At 60.5% G+C, this 25,717-nt stretch carries 24 protein-coding genes and 1 pseudogene; 17 read left to right on the top strand and 8 right to left on the bottom strand.

Features of this window, described 5'->3' with window-relative positions; translation table 11 throughout:
* Nucleotides 1-66 precede the first annotated feature (66 nt).
* The 5 genes and pseudogenes from AC629_RS13480 (at nucleotide 67) to AC629_RS48625 (ending at nucleotide 4,551) form a co-directional block, all read left to right on the top strand.
* A complete protein-coding gene (locus AC629_RS13480; protein ID WP_084805232.1) occupies nucleotides 67-1,269 on the top strand; it encodes an acetyl-CoA C-acyltransferase in 1,203 nt (400 codons plus the stop codon).
* An 86-nt stretch (nucleotides 1,270-1,355) separates the two neighbouring features.
* Entirely contained in the window at nucleotides 1,356-2,657 is a 1,302-nt protein-coding gene (locus AC629_RS13485; protein WP_084805233.1) for a 3-hydroxyacyl-CoA dehydrogenase, read from the top strand.
* Between the two features lie 99 nt (nucleotides 2,658-2,756).
* A complete protein-coding gene (locus AC629_RS13490) occupies nucleotides 2,757-3,641 on the top strand; it encodes an alpha/beta hydrolase (RefSeq protein WP_084805234.1) in 885 nt (294 codons plus the stop codon).
* 102 nt (nucleotides 3,642-3,743) lie between these two features.
* A pseudogene (locus AC629_RS50550) lies at nucleotides 3,744-3,974 on the top strand (SDR family NAD(P)-dependent oxidoreductase); the annotation flags it as partial.
* Between the two features lie 46 nt (nucleotides 3,975-4,020).
* A complete protein-coding gene (locus tag AC629_RS48625; protein ID WP_245331846.1) occupies nucleotides 4,021-4,551 on the top strand; it encodes an SDR family NAD(P)-dependent oxidoreductase in 531 nt (176 codons plus the stop codon).
* Between the two features lie 94 nt (nucleotides 4,552-4,645).
* On the opposite strand, the gene AC629_RS46745 is transcribed toward AC629_RS48625, so the two are convergent.
* Nucleotides 4,646-4,801, bottom strand: a complete 156-nt coding sequence (locus AC629_RS46745; protein ID WP_168195471.1) for a hypothetical protein — start codon at nucleotides 4,799-4,801, stop codon at nucleotides 4,646-4,648.
* A gap of 172 nt (nucleotides 4,802-4,973) precedes the next feature.
* Between AC629_RS46745 and AC629_RS13500 the strand changes: the two genes are divergently transcribed.
* Nucleotides 4,974-5,621, top strand: a complete 648-nt coding sequence (locus AC629_RS13500; RefSeq protein WP_084805236.1) for a hypothetical protein — start codon at nucleotides 4,974-4,976, stop codon at nucleotides 5,619-5,621.
* A 59-nt stretch (nucleotides 5,622-5,680) separates the two neighbouring features.
* Here AC629_RS13500 and AC629_RS13505 read toward each other — a convergent pair whose 3' ends face one another.
* The 5 genes from AC629_RS13505 to AC629_RS13525 form a co-directional block, all read right to left on the bottom strand.
* Nucleotides 5,681-6,448 (bottom strand): ABC transporter permease, encoded by a 768-nt coding sequence (locus AC629_RS13505; protein WP_084805237.1) that lies wholly within the window; start codon nucleotides 6,446-6,448, stop codon nucleotides 5,681-5,683.
* The gene (locus tag AC629_RS13510) at nucleotides 6,445-7,056 is read right to left on the bottom strand and encodes an ABC transporter permease (RefSeq protein WP_245331847.1); all 612 of its coding nucleotides are present in this window, start codon (nucleotides 7,054-7,056) and stop codon (nucleotides 6,445-6,447) included. The genes AC629_RS13505 and AC629_RS13510 overlap by 4 nt, the downstream gene beginning before the upstream one ends.
* Before the next feature lie 149 nt (nucleotides 7,057-7,205).
* Nucleotides 7,206-8,003 (bottom strand): ABC transporter ATP-binding protein, encoded by a 798-nt coding sequence (locus AC629_RS13515; RefSeq protein WP_084805239.1) that lies wholly within the window; start codon nucleotides 8,001-8,003, stop codon nucleotides 7,206-7,208.
* 8 nt (nucleotides 8,004-8,011) lie between these two features.
* Complete coding sequence (locus AC629_RS13520) at nucleotides 8,012-8,710, bottom strand: GntR family transcriptional regulator (protein ID WP_084805240.1); 699 nt, start codon at nucleotides 8,708-8,710, stop codon at nucleotides 8,012-8,014.
* A gap of 10 nt (nucleotides 8,711-8,720) precedes the next feature.
* Nucleotides 8,721-9,647, bottom strand: a complete 927-nt coding sequence (locus AC629_RS13525; RefSeq protein WP_084805241.1) for an ABC transporter substrate-binding protein — start codon at nucleotides 9,645-9,647, stop codon at nucleotides 8,721-8,723.
* 96 nt (nucleotides 9,648-9,743) lie between these two features.
* On the opposite strand from AC629_RS13525, the gene AC629_RS13530 reads away from it, so the two are divergent.
* The 3 genes from AC629_RS13530 to AC629_RS13540 all read left to right on the top strand — a co-directional run bounded on the left by AC629_RS13530 (nucleotide 9,744) and on the right by AC629_RS13540 (nucleotide 12,834).
* Nucleotides 9,744-10,733, top strand: coding sequence for a fumarylacetoacetate hydrolase family protein (locus tag AC629_RS13530; protein ID WP_084805242.1), 990 nt, complete (start codon nucleotides 9,744-9,746; stop codon nucleotides 10,731-10,733).
* Nucleotides 10,734-10,875: 142 nt separating this feature from the next.
* Nucleotides 10,876-11,652, top strand: coding sequence for a cyclase family protein (locus tag AC629_RS13535; RefSeq protein WP_084805243.1), 777 nt, complete (start codon nucleotides 10,876-10,878; stop codon nucleotides 11,650-11,652).
* Nucleotides 11,653-11,697: 45 nt separating this feature from the next.
* The gene (locus AC629_RS13540) at nucleotides 11,698-12,834 is read left to right on the top strand and encodes an alpha/beta hydrolase family protein (RefSeq protein WP_245331848.1); all 1,137 of its coding nucleotides are present in this window, start codon (nucleotides 11,698-11,700) and stop codon (nucleotides 12,832-12,834) included.
* Nucleotides 12,835-13,332: 498 nt separating this feature from the next.
* On the opposite strand, the gene AC629_RS13545 is transcribed toward AC629_RS13540, so the two are convergent.
* Nucleotides 13,333-13,704: a MarR family transcriptional regulator gene (locus tag AC629_RS13545; RefSeq protein WP_168195472.1), complete on the bottom strand. Its 372-nt coding sequence runs from the start codon at nucleotides 13,702-13,704 to the stop codon at nucleotides 13,333-13,335.
* Between the two features lie 588 nt (nucleotides 13,705-14,292).
* On the opposite strand from AC629_RS13545, the gene AC629_RS13550 reads away from it, so the two are divergent.
* Complete coding sequence (locus tag AC629_RS13550; RefSeq protein ID WP_084805300.1) at nucleotides 14,293-15,831, top strand: porin; 1,539 nt, start codon at nucleotides 14,293-14,295, stop codon at nucleotides 15,829-15,831.
* A gap of 680 nt (nucleotides 15,832-16,511) precedes the next feature.
* Complete coding sequence (locus AC629_RS50555) at nucleotides 16,512-16,832, top strand: GMC oxidoreductase (protein ID WP_084805245.1); 321 nt, start codon at nucleotides 16,512-16,514, stop codon at nucleotides 16,830-16,832.
* 264 nt (nucleotides 16,833-17,096) lie between these two features.
* Here the strand turns inward: AC629_RS50555 and AC629_RS13560 are convergent, their stop codons facing one another.
* Nucleotides 17,097-17,870 (bottom strand): GntR family transcriptional regulator, encoded by a 774-nt coding sequence (locus AC629_RS13560; RefSeq protein ID WP_084805246.1) that lies wholly within the window; start codon nucleotides 17,868-17,870, stop codon nucleotides 17,097-17,099.
* A gap of 132 nt (nucleotides 17,871-18,002) precedes the next feature.
* On the opposite strand from AC629_RS13560, the gene AC629_RS13565 reads away from it, so the two are divergent.
* Genes AC629_RS13565 through AC629_RS13590 form a run of 6 tightly spaced genes read left to right on the top strand, consistent with a single transcriptional unit; the run spans nucleotide 18,003 to nucleotide 25,686 of the window.
* Nucleotides 18,003-19,568: an ABC transporter substrate-binding protein gene (locus AC629_RS13565; RefSeq protein ID WP_084805301.1), complete on the top strand. Its 1,566-nt coding sequence runs from the start codon at nucleotides 18,003-18,005 to the stop codon at nucleotides 19,566-19,568.
* 29 nt (nucleotides 19,569-19,597) lie between these two features.
* Complete coding sequence (locus tag AC629_RS13570; RefSeq protein WP_084805247.1) at nucleotides 19,598-20,512, top strand: ABC transporter permease; 915 nt, start codon at nucleotides 19,598-19,600, stop codon at nucleotides 20,510-20,512.
* Nucleotides 20,509-21,405 carry an ABC transporter permease gene (locus AC629_RS13575; RefSeq protein WP_084805248.1) on the top strand — a complete coding sequence of 299 codons (897 nt, stop codon included), beginning with the start codon at nucleotides 20,509-20,511 and terminating at the stop codon, nucleotides 21,403-21,405. Before AC629_RS13570 ends, AC629_RS13575 begins: the two co-directional genes overlap by 4 nt.
* Entirely contained in the window at nucleotides 21,402-22,388 is a 987-nt protein-coding gene (locus AC629_RS13580) for an ABC transporter ATP-binding protein (RefSeq protein ID WP_245331850.1), read from the top strand. Before AC629_RS13575 ends, AC629_RS13580 begins: the two co-directional genes overlap by 4 nt.
* A complete protein-coding gene (locus AC629_RS13585) occupies nucleotides 22,385-23,362 on the top strand; it encodes an ABC transporter ATP-binding protein (protein WP_084805250.1) in 978 nt (325 codons plus the stop codon). Before AC629_RS13580 ends, AC629_RS13585 begins: the two co-directional genes overlap by 4 nt.
* Nucleotides 23,363-23,382: 20 nt before the next feature.
* Complete coding sequence (locus AC629_RS13590) at nucleotides 23,383-25,686, top strand: CaiB/BaiF CoA-transferase family protein (RefSeq protein WP_084805251.1); 2,304 nt, start codon at nucleotides 23,383-23,385, stop codon at nucleotides 25,684-25,686.
* Nucleotides 25,687-25,717 lie beyond the last annotated feature (31 nt).

Raw genomic sequence — 25,717 nt, forward strand, 5'->3', positions numbered from 1 at the left:
GAAGGCGACTTTGAATTTCCCACGTGAATAGACAACACGGAATACTAGCAAAGCAGGAGCGACTACATGCGTGAAGCCGTCATTGTTGCGGTGGCCCGGACTCCCATCGGAAAAGCTTACCGGGGTTCTTTCAACAATACCCAGGCCCAAGCGCTCGGAGGACACGCCATAAGAGAAGCGGTGCGCCGCGCCGGCGTCGACCCATCGGAGGTGGACGACGTCGTCATGGGCTGCGCAATGCCGCAAGGGTCAACCGGGTTCAACACCGCACGTCAGGCTGCACTTCGTGCGGGATTACCACAAAGCGTCGCCGCGCAGACCATCGATCGGCAATGCTCTTCAGGGTTGATGGCTGTTGCGACGGCCGCAAAGCAAATCATTTCCGATGGCATGACGGTGACTGTCGCCGGCGGAGTCGAGTCAATCTCCCTGGTTCAGAACGAACACGCAAACCATTATCGCGCCCGTGATCCCGAACTCCTGAAGCTCACGCCGGGTCTCTACATTCCCATGGTTGAGACTGCGGAGCTTGTTGCTCAACGCAACAACGTCAGCCGCGATGCGCAAGACGAATACGCTTTGCGCTCGCAGCAACGGACGGCCGAGGCGCAGGCGCAGGGAAGATTCAGTGAGGAGATCGCCCCGATGACCACAACAATGTTGGCGATCGATCGAAACACCAACGAGAAGATCGTCCGCGAGGTGACGATCTCAATGGACGAAGGCAACCGCCCGCAAACCACACTCGCGGATCTCCAGAAACTTGAACCGGTCTGGAAGGGCGGATCTTTCGTCAAGCAGGGCAAGTATGTGACGGCGGGCAATGCTTCGCAGCTTTCTGACGGAGCAGCAGCACTGGTTCTGATGGAAGCGAAAGAGGCTGAACGGCGTAGCCTCAAGCCTCTCGGCGCATACCGCGGGATGGCCGTCGCTGGCTGTGCGCCAGAGGAAATGGGCATTGGCCCTGTCTTCGCAGTTCCGAAACTGCTGAAGACGGCGGGACTCGACATGGGCGACATAGATATCTGGGAACTGAACGAAGCCTTCGCGAGTCAAGTGATCTACTGCCGCGACAAGCTGGGGATCCCCGAAGATCGGCTGAATGTGTCCGGCGGCGCCATCTCAATCGGCCATCCCTATGGCATGACGGGCGCACGGTGCGTCGGGCATGTCCTGCTGGAAGGCAAGCGGCGAGGGGCAAAACACGGCATCGTGACCATGTGCGTGGGCGGCGGCATGGGCGCTGCCGGATTGTTCGAAATTTTCTGATGCCGACGACGTGCTTGCGCCCGCCATCAAGACCCGAGGCGCGAGAACGTCAAAGCGACGATCAAGCCAATTGAAAGGTAGATACAATGACGATTACTTTCCGATCTGACTCAGACTCCTCCGCAGCGCATTTGGCGAAGGCCGAGCACGATTGCTGGATCGTTCCAGATATTTCTTCTGACGTCCCGATCATGCCGTTCCGGAAGATTGGAGTCATCGGGGCGGGAACGATGGGAGGCGGCATCGCGATGAATTTCGCGAACGCAGGTCTGCCAGTTACTATTGTCGAGACGGCCCAGGCGGCTCTCGATCGTGGATTGGCAGTCGTTCGCCGCAACTATGACAATTCGGCAAGCCGTGGGCGGTTCTCTGCCGAAGAGGTTCAAGCCCGCTTCGCGCGCCTCACGGGAAGTCTTTCAATCGAAGATCTAAAGGATTGCGATCTAATTATCGAGGCCGTGTTCGAGGATATGGCGCTGAAGAAATCGATTTTCGAGAAGCTGGATGCAGTGGCGAAGCCAGGCGCCATACTCGCGACCAACACCTCGTATCTAGATGTCGATCAGATCGCCGCCGCAACCAAGCGGGCAGAGTCCGTCGTGGGGATGCATTTCTTCTCGCCGGCTAACGTCATGCGCCTCCTTGAGATCGTGCGCGGCGAGAAGACGTCAAAGTCGGTCGTCGCCTCCGCCCTGTCGGTGGCCCGTGCCATCGGAAAAATTGGCGTAGTGGTCGGTGTCGGTCCCGGTTTCGTCGGCAATCGGATGCTGTTTCAGCGCGCAAGTCAAGCGCACCAACTGATCATGGAAGGCGCCATGCCCTGGGACGTTGACCGGGTGCTTCGCGAATTCGGATTCAGGATGGGGCAGTTCGAGATGAGCGACCTGGCCGGACTTGATATCGGCTGGAACCAAGAGACTTCCCGTGGGGAAACGCTTCGTGACCTGCTGTGCGAACAGGATCGACGTGGGCAGAAAACTGGAGCCGGGTACTACGACTACGATGCAGACCGCACCGCGCGGCCGTCTCCCTTCGTGGAGCGCATCATTCGTGAATTTACCGCACGGAAAGGCGTCACTCCTCGTCCGATCTCGGATCAGGAAATCCTTGAGCGATTGCTTTACCCGATGATTAACGAGGCTGCTGCCATTCTCGATGAAGGAAAGGCCATTCGTCCCACGGACATCGACGTGGTTTGGGTGCACGGATATCGCTGGCCGACCGCCACGGGCGGACCGATGTTCTGGGCAGATCAGGTGGGTGTGGGGCAAATCGCTTCTTCTCTGGAGCAATTTGCCGGACGCACAGGACTGTCCGCCCTAACGCCAACAACCTTGGTGAAGCGGTTGTCCGAGACCGGGCGGAAGTTTTCACAGCTTTCGGCCTGAGACGATGTTGCGAAGCCGGGAGGATCTCCTGGACGGCGCGTCGAAAGAGTCGACGCGCGCAACTTCTGCGAAGGCAACAGCAGAGCAGATGGGGAGTTAATGAGTGTGAATGCAACGAACTATGACGTCGACCGCCGCCCTGTCACGCTCTGGAGCGAGGGCTCACGACTTGCGGCGGAATTGCTGCGGCCCGTCGGGGCATTCGGCCTGCGCCCCGCGATTCTGCTTTGTCATGGCTGGGGCGGGCTGAAGGAGCATTTGGCGGAACGCTACGCCGCGCCTTTCGCTCGCGCGGGGTACGTTTGCTTGGTCTTTGATTATCGCGGCTGGGGTGGGTCTGATGGGCGGATGATTCCGGTGAAGAACACTCCCATGCTGACGGAAGCTGGCGAGCGCGATGTTCGCGTGCACGTGGTGCGGGAGGTGGTCGATCCTTTGGACCAGATCGCCGACATCCGTGCGGCCTTGGCTTACCTTCTATCGGAAGATGGAGTTGACCAAGGCCGCGTGGGGCTATGGGGCTCGAGCTACGGCGGTGGGCACGTGGTGTTTACCGCGGGCACGGACGCCCGCGTCAAGACGGTCGTGGCGCAGATTGGCGGTTACGGCCACCCACGTGAAGCCTGGTACACCGATCTTGCCCGTCGCCGCATGGCTGATAAGGCGCGTGCCGTGCTCAACCCTCCGATCCCGCAAGGTGTGGACACTGCGGCCGGGCTGAAGGGCACACCCGATGTGGCTCGCCAGTGTGGCCATTCTCCGCTGGAGGCGGCCGCACGCATCCGCGTTCCAACTCTCTTCATAGATGCGGAGAACGAGGAGTACGGCGAGCCCGCGCTTCAAGGCGGAGCGGCTTATGACATCGTACGTCGTCATGCGAAGGCCGAGCGGCACACCTTCCCGTGCACGCACTACGAAGTCTACGACAAATTCTATGAGCCGTCGCTGAAACTCGCGGTCGACTGGTTCGCTGAGCACCTCTGAACAAGTATATCGGATAACGTTGATACGGAGCACAATTCCATGCGTGACTTGAAAGGCAAAGTGGCTGTCGTTACCGGCGGAGCCAGCGGCATCGGCTTTGCCATGGCCGATCGTTTCGGCCGTGAGGGCGTGAAGATCGTGATCGCCGATATCCAGGCGGACGCACTTGAGCGGGCTGTGAGGGAACTCGAGGCGAAGGGCTTCGAAGCAATCGGAGTGCGAACCGACGTCACCAAATATGCGGACGTAGAAGCCCTGGCTCAGGCGACGTTGAAAGCGTTCGGAAAGGTTCACATTGTCGTCAATAACGCGGGCGTGTCCATCACCGGCCCGACCTGGAAGATGTCGCTCGACGATTGGCGCTGGGTGCTCGACGTGAATGTCGGGGGGCGTCGTGCACGGCGTAAAGGCGTTCACCCAGATCCTGATCGACCAGGGCGAGCCCGCACACATCGTCAACACGGCGTCGCTCGCCTCTTACGTCGGCATCGGCCAGCATTCTCCCTACTGCGCATCGAAGGCCGCATGCCTTTCGATCAGTCAATCGCTCTATTCCGAGCTGGTCGCCGCAAACACGCGGGTCGGCGTCTCAGTGGTCTGTCCGGGCATGGTCGCCACCGACATCCATCGTTCCTGGCGCAACCGCCCAGCGAGCGACAGGCCGTGGAGCGACCGCGAGTGGAACGACGTAGGATTCCGAGCGAACTCTGACGCGGCTCAAGGTGCCGGCATCAGGCCCGAATACATCGCCGAAGCGACGATCAACGCGATCCGGGAAAATCGGTTCTACGTTTTCCGAAGCGATGGCGTCGGGGCCTATCTGGATCGGGTGCTGACTCCAATCGTGAAAGCCGAGAATCCGCCCGTGATCACTTGGGGACCAGACCTGCGGGCCGCGGCCAAAAATTGACGATCGGTTGCGACCTGAGCGCATCTGCCGGGTTGCCTCGTGATCTTCGTTTTGGCACCCGCCACAGCCCTGCGGCCAACGTTTCCGCCGCCGATCAGAGATAGCCGAGCGCACCTTCCTCGACTTTCGACGGCGGCCGTCGGGCGAGATCTATCTCGCCATCTTTGATCGAGTCCAGCTTCAGGCTACCCATATCGAGCGTGCAGTTCTGGTACAGGCGCACGGCTTGCGCGAGCCCTGATTCGGACACTTGTCGAGCGCGCGCTGCTCATAACCCGAAGAGAAATCGATCCATGGCACCTCGGCGGCGTTAAGGTCGACGCGGCGTGCACTGCCCGTAGCCGTGCGCCTTCATCTGGTTTAACAGCCCGCAGACATACTCACAGGTCATAATAGCATTTCAGCGTGCTTTACGCATTGGCGTGGCCGAACGCGGAAGCGAGGTTGATCCGAGCGCGCCGACGGAGGTGGTCCGCGAGGTACTGGCCGTGGCCTGCGACGGCGCGATCGCGCTGGCGCGCCAATACGGCGGCGGCGTGATCACCGTGGAGAAAGGCCTGGGCAAGCTGCGCTCTGGTGGCAAGAACCGCAAGCTGAACCAGCTCCTGAACTACCGTGGCCGCACCGTGTTCGTGGCGATGCTTCGCCGCAAGGCGGGCCTCGCGGGGATTGCCGTGCTCGAGGTCTGGGGTGGCTACTCCACCACCATCGGAAATTTACGGTTCGACCTGCCTGACGCCTGCGCGTCGGCTGCGGAGATCGCGCGCCGTGGCATCGCGGCGCGCGCCGAGATAAAGGATGTCCTGCCGGTCTTCGATGAAGGGTGGCGCGCACACCTGCGGAAGGATGTGCCGCTGCCCGCTGAAGCCGGTAGCAGGGCGGATGTCCACCGGGGTCTCAAAGCGGCGAAGACGATTGGCTACCGCCGTCCGCATCCGGAGATGCCTCCGGATCCCGGATGCCGCCCTTCCAGGGGCGGTCTGGCGGTGCAACAGCTCGGCCGGAGCCGGCGACCCGGGCTTCTCGCCCGGCCCGTCGGGACCGGCTGGCTGAAGCAAGTCAGTTCGTAATTACGTCAGCTCGCCTGCGAGCCCACACCGTAATCCGAATAGCCGAAACATTTCGAGGCTCAATGGCCGCTCGGTCGCCATTTCAATAGCTGCTTCTCGACCGTCGACATCGCGAGCGCGGTACCATAGCCGATCCCACCGAGCAGAATTACACCCGCGAACAAATCTGCCGAACGGAACGCGCGTGCTGACAACAACACCCAGTGCCCCAGGCCATCGAGGCCGGCCAGAATTTCGCACACTACAGCCAGGATCAACGCCACCGTCAGGCTGAGACGCATGCCGGACAGGATGTCGGGACTTGCCGAGGGCAGCGCAATCTTGAAAATGACCGCCAGCCGCGACATCTGCAGCGACCTTGCTACTTCGTAGAGGCGAGGCTCGACCGCGGCGAACCCGTGAACGGTCGCCAGCAGCATCGGCCAGATCGCCCCGAACGCAATGACGAACAGTGCCATGCCCTGCGTCAGTCCGAACATCGCGATCGCCACCGGAACGATGGCTGATACCGGTAGTGGTCGGAGGAATTCGAGCGACGGTGCGACATAACTGCGCATCGTTCGTGATGATCCAATCATCGCACCGAGCGCAATGCCTGCGATTGACGCCGCAAACCAGCCATAGGCCATGTGTTCCAAGGTGCCCAGCAGCTTGGTCCAGAGCTCACCGCTAGCGAATCCCCGCACCAGCGCAGCCCAAGCGCGATCCGGCCCCGGCAGAAATACCGGCGACACCAGCCGCAGATTGGCGATCATTTGCCACAACACGATGAAACCGGCGGCGACGACAAGGCTGGCGGCGCGCCAGTACAGAATCTGACGCTTCACGAAGCCTCTCCCACTAAAGCAGCGCGGCCGAACAGGCGTTGTTGCGCGATGACCAGGCCACGGTTCAATGCGTATCCGATCACGCCGATCCACAAGAGATAGGCCAGCATCAGGTCAGGCCGCAGCGCCTGTTGCGCGGTCATGATGGCGGCGCCGAGCCCGATCGGATTGATCGCGATCTCGACCGAGACCGCCACGATCAGCGCAATGCCGGCGGACAGCCGGAATGCCACGAAGATCCGGGGGAGTGAAGCCGGAATGATGATCTTGCGCACCTGATCGCCCAGCGAAAGCCGAAGCGCGCGCGAGACTTCCAGTAGCCTTGGTTCTATGCCCCTGACCGCCGCGCGACTCAGGATCAGGATCGGCCAGACGCAGGCGAACGTCACGATTGCGATCTCCATGCGATAGCCAAAGCCGAGTGCGATCAAGGCGATCGGCAGCAGCGCAATCGACGGAATCGGCCGGATGGTCTCGATTGTCACTTCCATCAGGCGGTCAATGATCTGGAACATCCCAAGCGTGATGCCAAGCGCAAGGCCGATGGCGCTGCTGGCCAGCAATCCAGCAAACGCCGAAGCCAGCGTGTCGCGCGTTGCTACCAACATCGAGCCATCGCTCAGGGCTTCGATGAGCGCCGCCGCAACTGCGCTTGGCGGCGCCAGCGAATCGCTTTGCACATGCAAAGCGCGAGTCCAGATTTCCGCCACAAGAAGAAGCGCAATAGGCAGCGCCAACGCCTTGGCACGCTCCGGCATCATGCTTCGGAGGCCTTGATGAAATCGAACAGCTCGCGCCGCAGCCGCAGGAATTCCGGATGTTCGCGGGTCGTCAACTGGTCGCGCGGCCGTGGCAGGTCGATCATGAGTTCGATGCCGACTCTGCCTGGATGCGGCAACAGGCCGATGACGCGATCGCCGAGGTAAATCGCTTCTTCCAGATCGTGGGTGACGAATATCACCGTAGCATGGCTTGCCTGCGCCAGCGAGAGAACTTCATCCTGCAGTCCCTGCCGCGTCATCGCATCAAGCGCGCCGAAAGGCTCGTCCATCAGCAGCGCCTTGGGTTTCTGTGCGAGGCAGCGTGCAATCTGCAGACGTTGTTGCATCCCGCCGGACATTTCGGCTGGATATTTCCCAGCGTGACCGGGCAGTCCGACCTTGTTGAGCAATTCATCGATCTGCTCCCCACGCTGCGCTGATGAGACGCCATTCGCTTCCAGTGCCAGCGAAACATTGCCCGCGGCCGTACGCCACGGCAGCAGCGCCTTGCCATAGTCCTGGAACACGATGGCGATGTCGCGCCGGGGCATTCGCATCGGCTGACCTTCGAAGGTCACGTCGCCTGTGGTCGGCCGGTACAATCCGGCGGCAAGGCGCAACGCCGTGGTCTTGCCGCAGCCCGATGCCCCAATGATACAGAGGAATTCTCCGGGCTTTACCGCGAGGTTGAGGCTTTCGATGATTCGCTTGCCGCCCAGTTCGAGCGTGACTTGTGAGAACTCTATCTGAGCTGGCTCGGGAGATCGGCAATTCGTCCGGTCGCGCAACGGCATAACCAATGTTATTTCCTTTTGCCTGTGGGGTAGACAAGATAAAGCGTCGAACGCAAATGCGCCTTGAGCATGGCTCGGGCCGGCTCGACATTGCGGGCGAGAACCCTGTCGGCGAGCAGCTGATGATCCGCGACGAATTTCTTGCCGCTGTCGAAGCCACGCATCATGACACGGCGATAGCGATAAGCCTGATCGTAGAGATCCGAATGCGCCGCCAGCAACCGCTTAGACCCACATGTGGCGAGCAGTGCGGTGTGAAAGGCTTTGTGCAACCGGTCGAAGTCCGGCGCGCCTTCGCGGAATTCGTTGCCGGTCCGCTCGATATGGCGCCGCATCTGATGCAGCGCGCCCAGAATTCCGGCTTCCCAGGCATCGTCGCCATGCCGGATCGCTAGCCGCAACGCTTCCATCTCCACTACGGTCCGCATCCGCGTGATGTCCGACAAGTCCTCGCGGCTGACGTCGGCCACCCGAAACCCGCGCTGGCCGATGCCGATGATCAGCCCGCGGGAAACCAAACGGGACAGGCCCTCGCGTAGCGGCGTGGCGCCGATCCCATAGCGGCGGGCGAGATCGACGATCCCCAGCCGCGCGCCGGGCGGAAGGTTGCCCGCGATAATGTCCTGCTCGACCAGGATGGCCGCGCGCTCGCTGAGCGTGTCGGCACCGGACACTTCAATTACGTCGCTTTGCGCCGATGTTGCCATGGAAGCTCCCTCATTTCAGAATCAGCTTGTCTAGATCGAGCTTGCTCTGCAGCATTTTCTGCGAGGACATGATGTCGATCCACCAGGCGAGTTGCTCCGATTTCAGCACAGGATCGGACTGGTTTGGCGTGGTGGCCCGGACAAGTTCGATCGGCTGCTTGGCGAATTTCGAAATCGATACCGATGCTTTTTCCCGGTCGGCATTGACCACGGCGGCGCCTTCAGCGATCGCAAGGCGGAACTTCTTGATGATTTCGGGATTCTTCTCGGCCCAGTCACGCGATGCCGCGTAGAAGATGATCGGTTCGGTACGCCCGAGATCCGCGGCATAGCGGGTCGCGACCGTTCCCAATCCGGCATCGAGCATCCGGGTAACGGTCGGCTCACTGGTGAGCACGACGTCAACTCCGCCCGACTTGATGATGTCGGTCATGGTTGGAAACGTCACCTCGACGAAATTGACGCTTTTGGGATCGACGCCTTTTTCAACCAACCATTTCACGAACAGCACATGAAGAAACGCCCCAAGGCCGGGGGCGCCAACCTTCTTGCCGACGAAATCCTTTGGCTCGTTGATGGTAACGCCTTTGCGGACGAACGCCGAAATCGCGGCGTTCGATGTCGGACTCATTTTCGAGGCGCCGGCGATGGCGACCAGATCAAGGCCGCCGTCCACCGCCTGCAGAAAAACCGTCGATGTCGGTCCACCGATTTGGATCGAGTTCGAGAGGATGGCGGCAGGAATGTTCGAGTTGATGCCGATCAGGACCATTTCCGCGTCGAGGCCATGCTTTTTGAAGATGCCCTCATCGATCGCGGCCATCGCCGAGACGCAATCGCTGGTCGGGGTGCAGCCGATCTGAATTTTCTGCGCTTGCGCCCCGCCACTTAATAGAACCACGGCGATTGCTGCCAGACCTGCAAGACACCGATTCATTGCGCGCTCTCCCGAAAGATTTTTCTTGACGTGTTCGATTTATCGATATTTTCTTAAATCATATATTTTAGCAAAGTACAAGACTGGGGGAACACAGTGAAGCTTGCGACATATCGTGCCGACGGCACGGAGCGCGTCGGCGTTGTCTACGCGAATGACGGCCAGATCTTCGATCTCGCGGCGGCGGCGGCGCGTTCGGGAAAGCCAAACCTAAACTTCACTTCGATGCTTGCCCTGATCGATGGCGGCGAAGCAGCGCTGGAGGCGGCCCGCGCGACATTCGACCGGTACGGCACCGATCCCTCACTTTCGGTGTCCGTTGCCACCGTCGAAATTCTCGCACCTGTTCCAGAGCCGCGGCAGATGCGGGACGGCATGTCCTTTCCGCTGCACATCCTGCAAGCGCCGCGCGGCCAACTCAAACTCGCGGCGCGCGCAAAGAATGACATGGCCGAACTAGCGCGCATCGATGCCGAGCCGCTCGGCGAATTGCCGGAGATTTATCGCAAGCGGCCGATTTACTACATCACCAACCGATTCAGCGTGCGCGGCACCAACACCATCGTGAAATGGCCGCGCTACAGCGAAGTGATGGACTACGAACTTGAGTTCGGCATCATCACCAAAAACAAAGGCGCCAATATCCCGGCGGCGAAGGCCAAGGACCACATTTTCGGCTACACCATCTTCAATGATTTTTCCGCGCGCGATGCCCAGCGGTTCGAGATGGAAGGTCGGCTCGGCCCGACTAAAGGCAAGAGTTTTGATGGCGGCAATGTGATGGGGCCGTGGATCGTGACAGCAGACGAGATCGGCGATCCCTACCGGCTGAAGATGGAGGCGCGCGTCAACGGCAAGATGCGTTCGCAGGGCGAGACCTCCGGCATGCTGTTCTCGTTCGAGGAGATCATCGCCTACGTCACCAAGGACGAAACCCTGATGCCAGGCGAATTCATAGGCTCGGGCACGGTCGGCAACGGTTGCGGGCTGGAACTTGGCTGGTATCTCGAGCATGGCGACACCATCGAGCTCGATGTCGAGAAAATCGGCGTCTTGAAAAACAGGGTCGAGCGGCAAGACTCCTGACGTCCCGCGGCAGGTCTTGCGCTATTCTCCAGTGATGCCTGCCGCACTCGACATCTTCGGCCGTACCGCGGCAAAACTGTTCGATTTTTGCGGCGTAGCGCCGAAACGAAAACCAAGAGAAAAAACAAACGGAGGAAGCGCCATGGCGCGCAAGCTGATCGATATTTCTGTGCCGCTGCAAAACGATGTGCCTGCCGATCCGCCGGGCAGCCATCCCGCCATCCAGTACATCGATCACCAGCAGGGCCTGCCGCGCATGCTGCAGTTCTTCGAGGGGCTGAACGCGCAAGACTTGCCGGATGGGCAGGGCTGGGCAGTCGAACAGGTGCAGCTCTCAACCCATAACGGCACCCATCTGGATGCGCCCTGGCATTTTCATCCCACCATGAACCGCGGCGAACGGTCATGGACCATCGACGAGGTGCCGCTGGAATGGTGCCTGCAGCCGGGCGTGAAGCTCGACTTCCGGCACTTTCCGGACGGCTATGTCGCGACCGCCAGGGACGTGGCGAACGAACTGAAGCGCATCGGCCACACGCTGTCGCCGCTGGAGATCGTCGTGGTGAACACCAGCGCCGGCGCCAAATACGGCAGACCCGATTATGTCAGCTCGGGCTGCGGCATGGGCTATGAGGCGACGATGTATCTGCTCGAGCGCGGCGTCCGGCTAACCGGCATCGATGGCTGGAGCTGGGACGCGCCCTTCGTCTACACCGCGAAGAAATATGCCGAGACCAGGGACGCCAGCCTGATCTGGGAGGGCCACAAGGCCGGACGCCACATCGGCTACTGTCACATCGAAAAGCTGCACAATCTCGAGCTGTTGCCCTCGACCGGCTTTTCGGTGTCGTGCTTCCCGGTCAAGATCGAACGGGCATCCGCGGGCTGGACTCGCGCGGTCGCGATTATCGACGAGTGATGCAAACTTCGTGTCTAGTGTTTGTCGTCTGGAGGAAACCGCGACATGCTCAACGATTTGCGCGAGACAGCGCGACCAAGTTATGAACCGCTGGGGTGGATGCATTGGCCGGACTACCAAGATTACTGCTTTCAATTCCTGCGAACCCTTGGTGTAGCGCAAGAAGGCGCAAGCACAATCTCGGAATGCTTTTTGACGGCTAGTCGCATCACCGCCGGAGACGACGAGAGTTGGTACAGAGAATGGAGTAAGATTGCCGATGCCAGCAGGGGACGTGCTGACTTGGCCTGGGAGGCGGGCCACTTTCAGTCTGCGATGAGCAACTGGCTCCGCGCCTCAAACTATTATCGGACGGCAGAGTGCTTTCTAAAACCTGAAGACAGTAGACGAGTGTCCGTCTTCGAAAAGATGGAACGCTGCTCTCACTCATACCTGAAATGCATGTCGCCCGCAGGCGAGATAGTCAAAATTCCGTACGAAGACAACAACTCCCTATGCGGCTACTTTCTGCGCGCAGTAAGCGCCGCGGAAAACACGCCGGTAGTCATATGCGTCGGCGGGTTATCCGAACCGAAAGAAGAGCTTCTATACAAGATGCCGCGTCATGCGCTTAGCAGGGGCTTGTCTCTGCTCCTTGTCGATCTTCCCGGACAAGGAGCGTCGGCGTTCCGAAACAAGATTCGCGGACGCCATGATCAAGAGGTGCCTCTAAGTTACTGCCTGGATTATCTATTAGGTCGTGGAGATGTCGACGTGAAGCGGATTGCCTTGTTTGGCGACAATTTTGGTGGATCGTATGCATCGCGCGCGGCTGGCGCAGACGGTCGCTTTGCGGCAGTGGTGTGTGATGGTGGCCTTTGGGACCAGAACGAACGGTCGTTTTTGACGAAATGGCTTTCCGTCGGCGGCGATGCCGAGTTTGGCCATAACATGAAATCACCACCGCATTGGATGGCCGGCAAGATCAAATGCCCCTACCTTGTCACGGTGGGAGAGCACGACTTTGTCGACGTCAGCAATGCGATTGAACTGTATGAGTACCACCGAGAGGCAGGTGCTAAAATTGACCTGAAGATTTTCTCGGCTGACGAAACGGGAGCGTCCTTTTGTCAGATGGACAATCCGACGCTCGGCAAGGAGTTCATATTCGATTGGATAAAAGCGCGGCTCACGTCGCAATAACGATCGGCCAATGCCGCGGTAAGGGCATAACACGAAGCCAGCATCACGATCGGCTCGCCGCTTGCCGCGGAAGGCCTTCGCTACCTGGCGAACGAAGAGGGATACTTCGTCAACCGTAATAATCCCAGATCCGTGCATCGATGCGGTCATCGCCGCTCCCGAAAGATAGAGAGCCACGAATCGGCGGCGCGTGCCTCTAGACTAAATTAGCGCGGCCATGCCATTCCGCGCGCCCGGAATTTGCGCTATCCCGCCAAGCTCGATAAACGATCGAAATCGATTTCCGGAAGGCTCGCTCGAACAGATATCGGTAACAAGATACGATATGGAATCCGTTTGGCAGCCTATGCCTTGTTGAGTTGCACACCGCGCCGCTCGATCAGAACGAACCGAGGTCTGTCAGCGTAGTTTGTCAACGTCCATACGCTGTTCGATGATGGGCGCGGAGCAATCCGCTGCCGCGCCGGAGAAGAACTGCACAAGGCTCGCTGAAGGAAGCTATCTGCGAACCAGGCGCAGCTGAAGCGCAGCCTCTTCTACGCGGCGCCTAACACTTGCGATTGCCTCTTTGGTCTCTTTCAGAGTTCGCTCGCTCATATCCGCGAAGACGGAATCATTCAGTATTTTGCGCCGAACGGAGAGCTTTTCAATCTCTTTGCGAGCTCTGTCGGTGAGCGACATTAATACGATTCTAGCGTCAGTCGGAGATGGAGACCGATTCAACAAGCCGGCACTCTCCAAACTCTTTGATTGAGCAGTTACAAACGTGGGATTGACCTGAAGTTTTTCGGACACTTCTCCAACCGAAATCCCTTGATCATCATCTGATTCGCTTATTGCCATTAGGATGAGCCATTGCGGTCCGCTCACGCCTAGGGCCTCCGCCCAAGCCCTACGGATATCCTCAAGGCTATTGTTAATAGCGACCATGTCCCACGTAAAATCGTGAATATCCTTGTCGGCCCGATCTCTAACTGGACGCGTAGGCGTTCGGCCGACCGGGCGCGCTCCCGCTACTTTCCTACCAGCGGTCATTCGGCGACTCCTAAAGTGTAACTTGATTATGTAACCTTATTCGGGTCGAGGTGACAAATAACATCTATGGGAGGCTTATATGCACCTCTCGATGGCCTCCTGAGCGGAGAATACCGCCGTAACGCCGGGAAGGGCTCAGTTTCCGGTTGGTTCACCAGCGGCCCAGCTTACCCCAATAGTCCCAGGCAGATTTTCTTCTGATTGGCAGTGTTGCTCGAAAGCAACTGACGCCCAGCAACCGAACATTGAAGTAAATTCGAGAATTTACATATCGAAGAAGATTCGATAATTTAATTCTAGTTCAGTTCACGGAAGCTCCGGCTGAACACTTTCTTTGGGAGGGGCTCAAGAGGGGACCCTCTGATGCTGTGCACTCAGAGACGGATCCCGGATCTTTCGCCCAGAACAAACTTGGAGGTTTACATGATGTCGATTAAGAGCCTTATCCTCGGCTCAGCGGCGGGACTTGTCGCCATGAGTGGAGCGCAGGCAGCTGATCTTCCCGTCAAGGCCAAGGCGGTCGAGTACGTGAAGATCTGCTCCCTGTATGGCGCCGGTTTCTACTATATCCCGGGCACCGATACCTGCATCAAGCTGGGTGGCTATCTGCGAGTTGAAACCGCGCTTAACAGCAACAGCGTCTTCAATGGCGCTTATAGCGGCGTCGCAGGTGCGCAAAACCGCTTGCGGAACTACTACACCGCTCGTTCCCGCGAGAACCTCAGCATCGATACGCGTACTGCGACCGAGTACGGCGTAGTCCGCACCTTCTGGGAAGGAGGGTTCGTCTGGACGACTCCAAATCCTACCCTCGCGGGCACCTTCGGCAACGCCGGCATCGCGGGCGGCGATACGGTTGGCTTGTATCACGCGTTCATCCAATTTGCTGGATTTACTATGGGTAAGACGTACTCCCAGTTCGATGCGCCTTGGACCAACTATCCGGCTAATTCGTTCGACGGCCTCGTCGGCGGCAGTGGCACGGTCACTGGTGTGAACCAGTTCACCTACACCGGCCAGTTCGGTAATGGTGTTACGGCCGCAATCTCGGCGCAGGATCAGGTCGCTTACTCCACGACCATCCTCTTCAACACGTCGTTCCCGGGTGTGACTGCTGCTAACGTGGCCGCCGTGGTTGGTAGTGCGTTGGCAGCCGCCACCCCTTACGGCGTGCAGAGCCTTGGCGGCGCCGCAGCTCCTGACCTCATCGCTACGATCTCAGTTGACCAGGCTTGGGGTTTCGCGAAGTTGTCGCTCGCAGCGCACGACAATCACACCAACTACTATACCGCGGCGAACGAATCCTCGGGTCATCCCAGCGACAAGTGGGGCTGGGCTATCCAGGGCGCCTTATCGCTCAAGAACATCCCGACAGGTCCCGGCGACACGATCAACTTGCAGGCTGTCTATACTGACGGTGCCAGCCGGTACAATTTCCAGAGCTTGGCGCCGGTCACCCTGGCAATGTTTGGCGGCACCGGCTTGGAGGGCGCGTACCAGAGCCTCGGCTTTGCTTCCGTGTCTGACGGTGTGTTCAGCGGAACTTCGTCGGCGACTGGCACGGGCCTTCAGTTGACGCAGACCTGGGGCTTCCGCGGGGGTTACACCCACAACTGGGACCCGTACTGGAACAGCACGATCTTCGGTGCGTGGGCTACCGTCCACCATAATGACACGGCTAAGGCTTTGATGTGCGCGAACGTTGCAGCGGTGGCGGTCGCCGGTACAGGGTTTACCTGCAACCCCGACTTCAGCGTGGCGCAGATTGGTACGACGACACGCTGGACCCCGGTCAAGAATCTCACGTTCTCGGGCGAAGTCGTCTACAGCATGCTCGACCAGAAGTACACGGGCGCAGTTACGCTTCCGGCGATCGGGGGCCTCGCGAAGCCGGCGGCGGTGTACGAGCTCAAGGATCAGAGCACCTGGACGTTTCTCGCTCGCGCTCAGCGGAACTTCTAAGTCGAGATCATTTGATTCCAACAGAGCCCCCGGCGGGGAACCGCAGAGAGTTTTACTCCCGCAGCTCCGAAGCTTGGTTTGGCTCAAGGCACTCGCTACGAGTTCAAGGAACAGGACGTTGTCAGCCTGAACGTTGGGCTCAGCGAGAATTCTAATCGACCACAACCGAAGGAGAACGAGTCTACATCTTCACTACAACTTCATTAATACCTCCCAAAGCCTCCGGTGTGCCCGCCGGAGGCTTTTCGGTATTTGAAGACGTTTAACAAATCGGCGAGATGCAAGGCGGCGAACAGACTTGCAAAAGTAGTGCTAGGTGTATCCAGATGCAAAGAGCCGACACTGACGGCGTCAGTGTCGTGACGCGAGTTTGATCATGAGCACTATTTAACAATTTGCCCAGGAAGATTAGGCGGTCGAGGCCGTTCCAAGGCGGGCCATGACACTGGGCTCCGGCACCTCCCTCGTGGTGCTGCTGCTCCTCTTCGTCATCCCGCTGTTAGATAAGAATGCGCGTCGTCCGGTCGAACAGCTTGAGTTGAAAGTTATCTTCAATTTGCCGGATCAAAAGGCTGATAATCGGTTCCGAATAGAATCTGCCTTGAACGAGCGCGCGCTTGGAGCCGAGGTGACCGAGTATCAAGGCCAACTATCTGAGCGCGCCGGAAGACCGGGCGGCGATGGTACGTGGTTCGTCGGATCGCTGGGCGCCGGCTCTAGTGGCGGAGGTCGAGGCGGAATGGCGGCCGGGACCTTCGTTGACCTCGGTCGACGGTATCCTCCGCTACGTGCGCGAGAGCGCATCTTCGATCTTCCATCCTGTGGGCACATGTAAGATGGGCACGGGGCCGGACGCAGTCGAGGATGACGAGCTACGAGTGCATGGGAATGGCGGATTGAGGGTTGTCGACCGCTCGATCGTGCCAACGCTCATCTCCGGCAATACCAACGCTGCTGCGATCAGGATCGGCGAGAAGGGAGCCGATTCGATGCTACAGTAAATGCGCCGACCGTTGAGGCTGCTTTGGTAGATGGATCGCGAGCGGACGTTCTCCAATCGCGCGGCAGAGCGCAATTGCCTGATTGTCTAAGGCATTGTCTGCCGAGCGCCTGACTATTCCCGTGGGGGAAGCGGCCGATCCATGCGGACAGCGCGTCGGCTCTGGTTGAAGGATAGCTCGCTTGAATGTTATTCCACGCGGACGCGGCTTCTCAATGACGCGCGCAGTCTGGCCATGTTGATTCCGCCATAGACTGCTGGCGCTTCAATCCCGGACGAACTTCGCGGCGTTGACGTCGCCGCCTCGCGACCGCCGCAGCGTCGCCATTGCGCTATCCCGCGAGTCGAACAGCGCCTTGCGCACGATTGTTTCGGCTTTCGCTCCGTTCCCTGCGGCGATCGCTTTGGCGGCGGCGGTCCAGTCGGCGGCTGCGACACGACGTCGTTCAGAGGTCAGGAAGTCGAGCGTATGCTCACGCCAGATCAATCCCCATAAGGAGCCGCGATTTTGGTCGCGAAGCGTCTTGATCAACAGAGCGTTCCCGCAGTTGCGATACACCGCCGCGCCTGCGCGACCCGTCGCGTGGGCAAAGGCCAACGGGTCAACGCTGCGGCTGGCTGCCAGGTCGCGGAGTTCGCCGACACGTACCATCAAATCAGCGCTTGCGATCGCAACGTCCTTGCGAAGCGCGAGATGATGACCTGCGAGTCCCAGTAGCGCGGCCCGAATGTTGAAGATGTCCGCGATCGTGTCCAGCGAGATCTCGACAGCAAATGCGCCGCGCCGGGGCAGCACCTCGACAAGCCCTCGTCCCTCCAGCGCACGCAGCGCCTCGCGTACGGGCCCGTGGCTGACGCCAAACTGTGCGGCGATCTCCTGCTCCGGAATGTGCTGGCCGCCCGAATATTCGCCCTTCACGATGGCGATGCCGACACGGTCGACGATCTGCTCGACGATGGTGAGCGGCCGCTCGGCGACACGCCGCGCGCCGGGCTCGTCGATCAAGTCCGCAACCTTGCGCTGCTGAGCCTGCTTCATTCTTTCCTTCCTACGGAACTGCTTATCTCACTGCAATGCCCTTTTGCAAATTATTAATAATCGACAATTGACAAAGAGGGGAGACCCTGCGCAAATCGCCCCAACAACGAAAAACGGGAGGGAGAAAACTTGATGCGCAAATCTGCGGTCATGTTCGCAGCGCTGGTGCTGCTTGTGTACGGCGCAAATGCCCGCGCACAGTCGTCGGGCGGAGACACGGTCACCGTCGCCTTTGCCGCCGAAAGCACCACGATGGATCCGGCGCGGTATTCAGCCGGGGTCGACCAGTATTTCATCAGCCAGATGTTCGAGCAGTTGGTGCGCTTCGGGCCCGACCTCAAGCCGGTCAACTGGCTCGCCGAGTCTTGGTCGATTCAAGGAACGCCCGAGAAGCCGATCATCGACGTCCACCTGCGGCCCGGCGTCAAGTTCCACAATGGCGACCCGATGACGTCGGCCGACTTCGAATTCTCCTTCAACCGGTTGAAGGATCCGAAGGTCTCGCGGTGGACGCATCTGCAGGCCAATGTGGAGCGCTTTGAGATCGTCGACGATCTGCACTTCCGGCTGCACTTCAGCGCGCCCGACGGCGAGTATGTCGTCGGCAACCTTCAGCTCTGGGCCATCCCGAAGAAGTATTTCGAGCAGGTCGGTGAGGAAGGATTCGCCAAGGCGCCGGTCGGGACCGGACCCTGGAAGTTCGTCTCGCGTTCGATCAAGGAGGACCTCAAGCTCGAGGCCTTCGACGGCTACTGGAACAAGGACGCGCGTCCCACGGCCAAGAACCTCGTCATCAAGATCATTCCGGAGGATCTGACGCGCATCGCTGCCTTCAAGGCCGGCAATGTCGACTGGATCGACGCCGTGCCGCTCTCGGCGGTCGACGAGATCAAGAAAATGTCGGGCGTGAAAACCTTCACGGCCGTATCGGGCAACAACCTGTACATCGATTTTCCCAGCTATCAGCCGAACTCGCCATTCCACGACGAGAGGGTCCGCAGGGCCGTCGCGCAAGGGATCGACGTCGATGCGATCATCAAGACCGTGCTGTTCGGCCAGGGCGAACGTTACGAGAAGGTTGGCAACGGATCGACCGGATACGTCGCCGCGCTCAAGCCCTACCCGTATGACCCCAAGACCGCGAAGAAGCTGCTCGCCGAGGCCGGCTATCCGCGGGGCTTCGACACGCCCTGCTACAATCTGACGACGCCGCGCGAGCCAAACATCAAGGAGTACGGCGAAGCCGTATTCGCCTATCTCAGCGCGATCGGAATCCGCTGCAAGGTTCAGGGCCTCGAATACGCCGCGTGGATCAATCTCGGGCGGCGCGGTCGCAACGGGCCGCCGGACATGGATGGCATCCTGATGTGGATGTGGAGCCAGGGTCTGCCTGGCGATCCGGCGACGCCGTGGGCCGGACATCTTCACAGCTTCGTGGCCGCAAAGGGGTGGGGCAGCTATTCCTACACGGACGATCCCAAGGCCGATGAGCTCGTCGAGAAGCTCAAGGCGACCATGGATCCCGAGCAGCGCGTCGGTCTCATCAAGGAGGCAGCCCAGTACGCGCATGATCACGTGCTCGGCGGTGTCACGACCTATCGCCCGGTCATTACCATCGCCTGGCGGGACAAGATCGATTTCAAGCCGTGGCCCGCCGCCAATTGGCGCAACTTCCAGCAAATTGGCCTGACGAAGTAATGGTCTCTCAGCGATAGGGGCGCTTCGGGATGCAGCGGGTTGTCGTCAAAGGGCTCGGGAATGCGATCATCAGCATTCTCGGTGCGAGCCTTATCATCTTCGTGATCTCACGCCTGTCAGGCGATCCGGTCTCGCTGATGCTGCCGATCGACGCGCCGAAGTCGGCGATCGACGAATTGCGCCGGAATCTGGGATTGGATCTTCCGATCTGGCGGCAATATGTCCTGTTCCTGTCCCACGCCGTGCAGGGCGACTTCGGCAACTCCTATCGTTGGCAGATGCCGGCTCTCCAGCTGGTGCTCGAGCGGCTGCCTGCGACGATCGGGCTTGCGATCGCGGCCTTTGCCTTCAGCGTCCTGTTGTCGGTCCCGCTCGGCGTGATGTCGGCCGTCTATCGCGGTTCATGGATCGACCAAATCGGGCGCGTCGTTGCCATGACAGGACAGGCCATGCCGTCGTTCTGGGTCGGGCTCGTGTTGATCTTGATCTTCGCCGTCAACCTCAACTGGCTTCCAGCGTTCGGCGCCGAAACGCCCGTGCATGTCATTCTCCCGGCGATCTCGCTTGGCTGGTATCCGGTCGCTGCGCAGACCCGCATCATCCGATCTGGAATGCTGGAGGTTCTCGATAGCGACTACATCCGTATGGGGCGCGCGGTGGGCACGCCGGAGCGGCTGCTGATCTGGAAATATGCCTTCCGTAACGCGCTGTTGCCACTGGTCACCATCATGGGTGTCTACTTTGCCGGTATGCTCAGCGGAGCATTCGTCGTCGAGACTGTGTTTGCCTGGCCAGGTCTCGGCCGCACCGTGGTGGAGGCGGTGTTCGCGCGGGACTATCCGGTCGTGCAGGCGGGCGTCCTCGTCACGTCGATCGTGTTCATCTTGTCGAACCTGCTTGTCGACCTGTCCTATAGTCTGATCGATCCGAGGATCAGGCTATGAGCGTCGTGCCAACCGTAACGGCGCAATCGAATTCGGCCGACGCGCGACCAAGCGGCCCGCGCCGGCTGCTTTTAGGCGCGCCCTGGATTCCGCTCACGGTCCTGGCCCTGGTGCTCGTCGCCGCAATCGGCGGCGACTCGCTGTCCCCGCGGGACCCGAGCGGATTGGATCTTGGAGCCGCGTTTCATCCACCATTCTGGCGAGCCGGCGGCAGCACTGAGCATCTGCTTGGCACCGACAACCTTGGTCGCGACGTCTTCAGCAGGATCATCGCCGGCGCCCGCGTCTCGGTGATCGTGTCCTTCTATGCCATCATCCTGTCCGGCACGTTGGGCACGCTGCTCGGAATCGTTGCCGGCTATTTTGGCGGTTGGGTCGACGCAACAATCGTGCGGATTGCCGAGATCAAGATGTCAATTCCGTCGCTGGCTCTGGCCTTGATCCTGTCGGTGAGCCTCGATCCCGGCCTCACGACAGTCGTCATCGTTATCGTCTTCACCTATTGGACCTGGTACGCGCGCATCATCCGTAGCGAAATCCTGTCGTTGAAAGAACGCGACTACGTTGCATTCGCCAAGGTGGCGGGCTGCAGCGCTCCGACGATCTTCGTGCGACACCTGCTCCCCAACATCTTCAACACACTTCTGGTGCTCGCGACATTGCAGATCGGCCAGGTCATCATCTTCGAGGCTTCGCTTTCGTTTCTGGGCCTGGGAATCCAGTCACCCGACGTCTCCTGGGGCCTGATGTTGGCTGACGCCCGGCAGTACATCACCTACGCATGGTGGGGCATCACCATGCCTGGAATCGCGATTCTGCTCACCTGCCTCTCGGCAAATCTGGTCGGCGATTGGCTGCGCGATCTGCTCGATCCTCAGCGGAGGCAGCTGTGACAGAACAGGCCCCGCTTCTCAGCGTAAAAAATCTCACGACGCACCTTCATTTGCGACGCGGTGTCGTCCGTGCGGTCGACGGCGTCAGCTTTGAGGTGCACGAGGGGGAAACGCTGGGTCTCGTCGGCGAATCTGGCTCCGGGAAGACGATGACCTGCCTCTCGATCCTGCAGCTGTTGCCGCGGCACGGCGGCGGCAAACTCGACGGCAGCATCAAGCTCGATGGCACCGAACTACTGAGTATGAGCGAAAACGAGATGGCGCGGAATGTCCGCGGCCAGAAGGTCGCGATGATCTCGCAGGATCCGATGACGTCGCTCAATCCCGTGTTCTCAGTCGGCGACCAGCTCTCCGGTCCGTTCCTCTATCACAAGCTGGTTCGCTCGGTACGCGAGGCCTGGAAGCGGGCGGCGGACGGTCTTCGCAACGTGCGCATCCACTCACCAGAACAGCGGCTGACGAATTACCCGCACCAGTTTTCCGGCGGAATGCGGCAGCGTGTGGCGACTGCGATGGCGCTCGCCTGCTCACCGCGTCTGCTGATTGCCGACGAACCGACGACCGCGCTCGATGTCACCGTCCAGGTCCAGATCATGTCGCTGCTCAAGAACATCCAGCGCGACACCGGCGTCGGCATCATCCTGATCACCCACGATCTGTCGATCGTAGCTGGTCTATGTCACCGCGTCGCCGTCATGTATGCCGGGCGGATCATCGAGACCGGCAAGGTTCGTGACATTTATCGGACTCCTGGCCATCCCTATACGCAAGCGCTGCTCGAGGCAATCCCGCATCTCGGCGAGAAGCGCGAGCAGCTCACGGCAATTCCCGGGCAGCCGCCCAGCCTGCTCGATCCACCCAAGGGTTGTCGCTTCGCGGCCCGCTGCCCGAAGCGCATGAGCGTCTGCGACGACTATCCGCCGGGCTTCGAGGTCGGCGACGGTCACGTCGTGCATTGCTGGCTGAAAGCGGACCAGCGATGACCGCTCTTGAGCTTCGCGGACTCACCAAGCATTTCGACGTGCGCACGGGCCGCGGGCGCGGAATCGTGCGTGCCGTCAACGACGTCAATCTGGTCGTTCCCGAAGGGCAGACCGTGGCCCTTGTCGGCGAATCCGGCTGCGGCAAGACGACGATTGCAAAGCTCGCTTTGATGCTCGAGCAGCCGTCGAGCGGCGCAGTCCTGTTCGAGGGCAAGAGCCTGTCCTGCATGAACAGGCGCGAGATCAAGCGCTATCGGCGCAGTGTACAGGCGGTCTTTCAGGATCCTTATGCGTCGCTCAATCCGCGCTTGCGCGTCCGCAGCATCATCAGCGAGCCGATCCTGGCGCATGAGCGCTCCGATCGCGCTTCGCTGCGGAAGCGGATCCTGGAAGTCCTCGACATTGTCGGCCTGGCAGCGATCGCGGCGGACCTCTATCCGCACGAATTTTCGGGCGGTCAACGCCAGCGCATTGCGATTGCGCGTGCGATCGCGTTGCGCCCCAAGATCATCGTCCTTGACGAGCCAATTTCCGCGCTCGATGTGTCGATCAGGGCGCAAATCCTCAACCTGCTGATGGATATCCAGAAGCAGTTCGGCCTGACTTACCTGCTGATTGCGCATGACCTAGCGCTCGTCGAGCACGTCTCGACCAATGTCGCGGTGATCTATCTCGGCAGTATCGTCGAGAGCGGCCCCAGCGCGGAAGTCTTCGGCTCGCCGATGCATCCTTATACCCGGACCTTGCTCAACGCCGTACCGCGTCCCGACCCGGATTTCGTTCCGACCGCCGCCGAGGCCGCCGAGGATGCCGGCAGCGCACTTGAGCCGCCGAGTGGCTGCAAATTTCACCCGCGCTGTCCCTACGTGATGCCGATCTGCAGGAACGTCGATCCCGCACCGACCGATCTCCCTGATGGACGCCGCGCTGCCTGCCACTTGCTGACGAAGGGCCTCGCAAACGGCGCGTCGTAACAAGAACAGAGAGAACAAGAATGACATCACCGCTCGAGGGTCTGAAAGTGATAGAATTTTCAGGAGGAGTGGCGACGCGCTATTGCGGCCGGCTATTCGCCGCGCACGGTGCAACGGTCGTACAGGCCGGCACGCCTGACCTAACCGGAACAGGATACGGGGGAGCCGCTAGCGACGCCTACGCCCGTTGGCTCGATCACGGCAAGATGACGGTCGACAGCGGGTCAGCTGCGTTCCGCCATTGTAGCGACAAGGTCGATCTGATCATTGCAGGACAAGACCGATCGGCGATCGAGGCGGCCGACGCAGCGATCCGGCAGAGCCCGGGCGAAGCGGCTGTCCGCGTCGGCTTGACCTGGTTCGCGACTGACGGACCGTATGCCGATTGGGTCGGGAGTGATGCAGTCATCCAGGCCATGAGCGCGGTTGCCTATGCGACAGGTGCCAAGGACCGCGCGCCCATGCTTCCGCGCGGTCATGCGCCTCAGATAGTTGCGGGCGCCACCGCATTCGTCGCGGGGCTTGCTGGAGTGATCGGCCGCAGCGTCGGCTGGCGGGGACGGCGCATCGATCTTAATATTTTTGATGCCAACCTCTGCTTCACCGAAAGCGGTGCGGCGGCTGTTGCGCTCACGGGAGATCGGAGCGTCCGCCGTGGCATCAATCGCTTCTCGACGTTCCCGGGCGGAATCTACCCGGCCGCCGACGGCTGGATTGGCGTCACCGCGCTCACGGTCCCGCAATGGCTCGCGCTGTGCGAACTGATCGGCCGGCCGGATCTTGGGACGGACAAGGACCTGTGGGTGACGCTCCAGCGCATGGAGCGCGCGGACGAGCTGGACCGCGTGCTGGAGCCGGCCTTCAAGACGCGGAGCGCGCGTGAATGGCTGGAAGAGGGACAGAAGCGCCGAATTCCGCTCGCGCCAGTCCCGAGCCTGACCGAGCTGGTGGAGACGCCGCACTGGCAGCAGCGCAGCAGTTTTGCGCCCATTCCGGAGACGACAGGTGCCGTCGGTCCCACCATGCCTTTCCACATCCAGCAGCTGCCGCAGCGAGACGCCCCCGAGAAGTATAAGAACGCTGCGGCGGGTCTGCCTTTGGCGGGTATCCGCCTCCTCGATCTGTCGATGGGGTGGGCCGGGCCGCTCGCTGCGCGCCACTTCGCTGATCTCGGCGCTGAAGTGGTCAAGGTTGAATCCTGCGCTCACTTCGACTGGTGGCGCGCGTTCGACGGCCCGCTCGATGGCGATCCGCCACCCTATGAGACACGGCCGACGTTTCTTATGGTCAATCGCAACAAGCGCGGGATCACCCTCGATCTCAAGAGCGAGGTTGGGAAGGATTTGGTCCGAAAACTCGCAGCAAAATCGGACGTTCTCATCGAGAACTTTGCCCCCGGGGTGCTCGACAAGCTCGGTATTGGCAGCAGCGAGCTTGTCGCCTCCAAGCAAGATTTGATCTACGTCGGAATGGGCGCGTTCGGGGCGAAAGGCCCGTGGCGCGGTTTTCGCGCATATGGCTCGACGGTCGAGCAAGCTTCAGGTCTCCCTTTTGCGAACGGGGAGGCCAACGATCCGCCAACCATGCAGCACGTTGCTTATGGCGATCCGGTCGCCGGCATCTACGGTGCGGCCGCGGCGCTCATCGCGCTGTACAATCGCAATAGGACCGGAGCCGGTGCGGTCATCGATCTCGGACAGGTTGAGTGCCTCTTTCAACTCGGTGCCGATGCGGTCATCGCGCAGTCCCAACAGCGCGATCCGCTGCAGCGGGACGGTAACAGGCATCCGCTCGCCGCCGTTCGGATGGTGGCAGCCAGCAATGCTGACGAGCACTGGTTTGCTGTGACGGCCGAGACACCTTCGCAGTGGAACGCGCTGGCGAGCACGATCGGGCGACCGGAACTCATGGTCGAGACGATGGACCTCACCTCGCTCAAGTCGAAGGAGCGCGCCATGGAGGAGGCTGTTCAGGCGTGGGGCCGACAGCGCACCGCGGCGGAGGCGACATCGCTGCTGCAGCGTGCCGGCGTGAGCGCGGGCCCGGTCTACACCGCACTCGACCTTCTTAGTGATCCCCAGCTCACGCGATCCGGATTCTGGCGGCGCACGGACCGCCGCTTCATTGGCTCTCACGTGGCGCCGCATGCGCCTTATACGCTCGACGGCCAACGGCCGCCGTTGCGCAGCGCTGCGCCCACGCTTGGGGAGCACAACGCGGTGGTTTTGCACGACGATCTCGGCCTCTCGCAGGCCGACATCGCGCAACTTGAGGCGTCAGGCGTGATCGGCACGCGCGCGGTCGCCAAATCTGTCGAATCCTAAGACCGTCGAATAACAAGAAACTGGGGCTTTT

Origin of the sequence: Bradyrhizobium sp. NAS80.1 (genome assembly GCF_001908205.1) — a bacterium.
In the GTDB taxonomy this organism is placed as follows: domain Bacteria; phylum Pseudomonadota; class Alphaproteobacteria; order Rhizobiales; family Xanthobacteraceae; genus Bradyrhizobium.

What these genes read in the sequence shown, in the direction of transcription:
- AC629_RS13535 (WP_084805243.1), top strand. Translation starts at nt 10,876, where the DNA reads ATGGCGCGCAAGCTGATCGATATTTCTGTGCCGCTGCAAAACGATGTG.
- AC629_RS13550 (WP_084805300.1), top strand. Translation starts at nt 14,293, where the DNA reads ATGATGTCGATTAAGAGCCTTATCCTCGGCTCAGCGGCGGGACTTGTC.
- AC629_RS13590 (WP_084805251.1), top strand. Translation starts at nt 23,383, where the DNA reads ATGACATCACCGCTCGAGGGTCTGAAAGTGATAGAATTTTCAGGAGGA.
- AC629_RS13485 (WP_084805233.1), top strand. Translation starts at nt 1,356, where the DNA reads ATGACGATTACTTTCCGATCTGACTCAGACTCCTCCGCAGCGCATTTG.
- AC629_RS50555 (WP_084805245.1), top strand. Translation starts at nt 16,512, where the DNA reads ATGGTACGTGGTTCGTCGGATCGCTGGGCGCCGGCTCTAGTGGCGGAG.
- AC629_RS13560 (WP_084805246.1), bottom strand. Translation starts at nt 17,870, where the DNA reads ATGAAGCAGGCTCAGCAGCGCAAGGTTGCGGACTTGATCGACGAGCCC.
- AC629_RS13525 (WP_084805241.1), bottom strand. Translation starts at nt 9,647, where the DNA reads ATGAATCGGTGTCTTGCAGGTCTGGCAGCAATCGCCGTGGTTCTATTA.
- AC629_RS13515 (WP_084805239.1), bottom strand. Translation starts at nt 8,003, where the DNA reads ATGCCGTTGCGCGACCGGACGAATTGCCGATCTCCCGAGCCAGCTCAG.
- AC629_RS13540 (WP_245331848.1), top strand. Translation starts at nt 11,698, where the DNA reads ATGCTCAACGATTTGCGCGAGACAGCGCGACCAAGTTATGAACCGCTG.
- AC629_RS13490 (WP_084805234.1), top strand. Translation starts at nt 2,757, where the DNA reads ATGAGTGTGAATGCAACGAACTATGACGTCGACCGCCGCCCTGTCACG.
- AC629_RS13570 (WP_084805247.1), top strand. Translation starts at nt 19,598, where the DNA reads ATGCAGCGGGTTGTCGTCAAAGGGCTCGGGAATGCGATCATCAGCATT.
- AC629_RS13565 (WP_084805301.1), top strand. Translation starts at nt 18,003, where the DNA reads ATGCGCAAATCTGCGGTCATGTTCGCAGCGCTGGTGCTGCTTGTGTAC.
- AC629_RS13575 (WP_084805248.1), top strand. Translation starts at nt 20,509, where the DNA reads ATGAGCGTCGTGCCAACCGTAACGGCGCAATCGAATTCGGCCGACGCG.
- AC629_RS13510 (WP_245331847.1), bottom strand. Translation starts at nt 7,056, where the DNA reads ATGTTGGTAGCAACGCGCGACACGCTGGCTTCGGCGTTTGCTGGATTG.
- AC629_RS48625 (WP_245331846.1), top strand. Translation starts at nt 4,021, where the DNA reads ATGTCGGGGGGCGTCGTGCACGGCGTAAAGGCGTTCACCCAGATCCTG.
- AC629_RS13585 (WP_084805250.1), top strand. Translation starts at nt 22,385, where the DNA reads ATGACCGCTCTTGAGCTTCGCGGACTCACCAAGCATTTCGACGTGCGC.
- AC629_RS13520 (WP_084805240.1), bottom strand. Translation starts at nt 8,710, where the DNA reads ATGGCAACATCGGCGCAAAGCGACGTAATTGAAGTGTCCGGTGCCGAC.
- AC629_RS13480 (WP_084805232.1), top strand. Translation starts at nt 67, where the DNA reads ATGCGTGAAGCCGTCATTGTTGCGGTGGCCCGGACTCCCATCGGAAAA.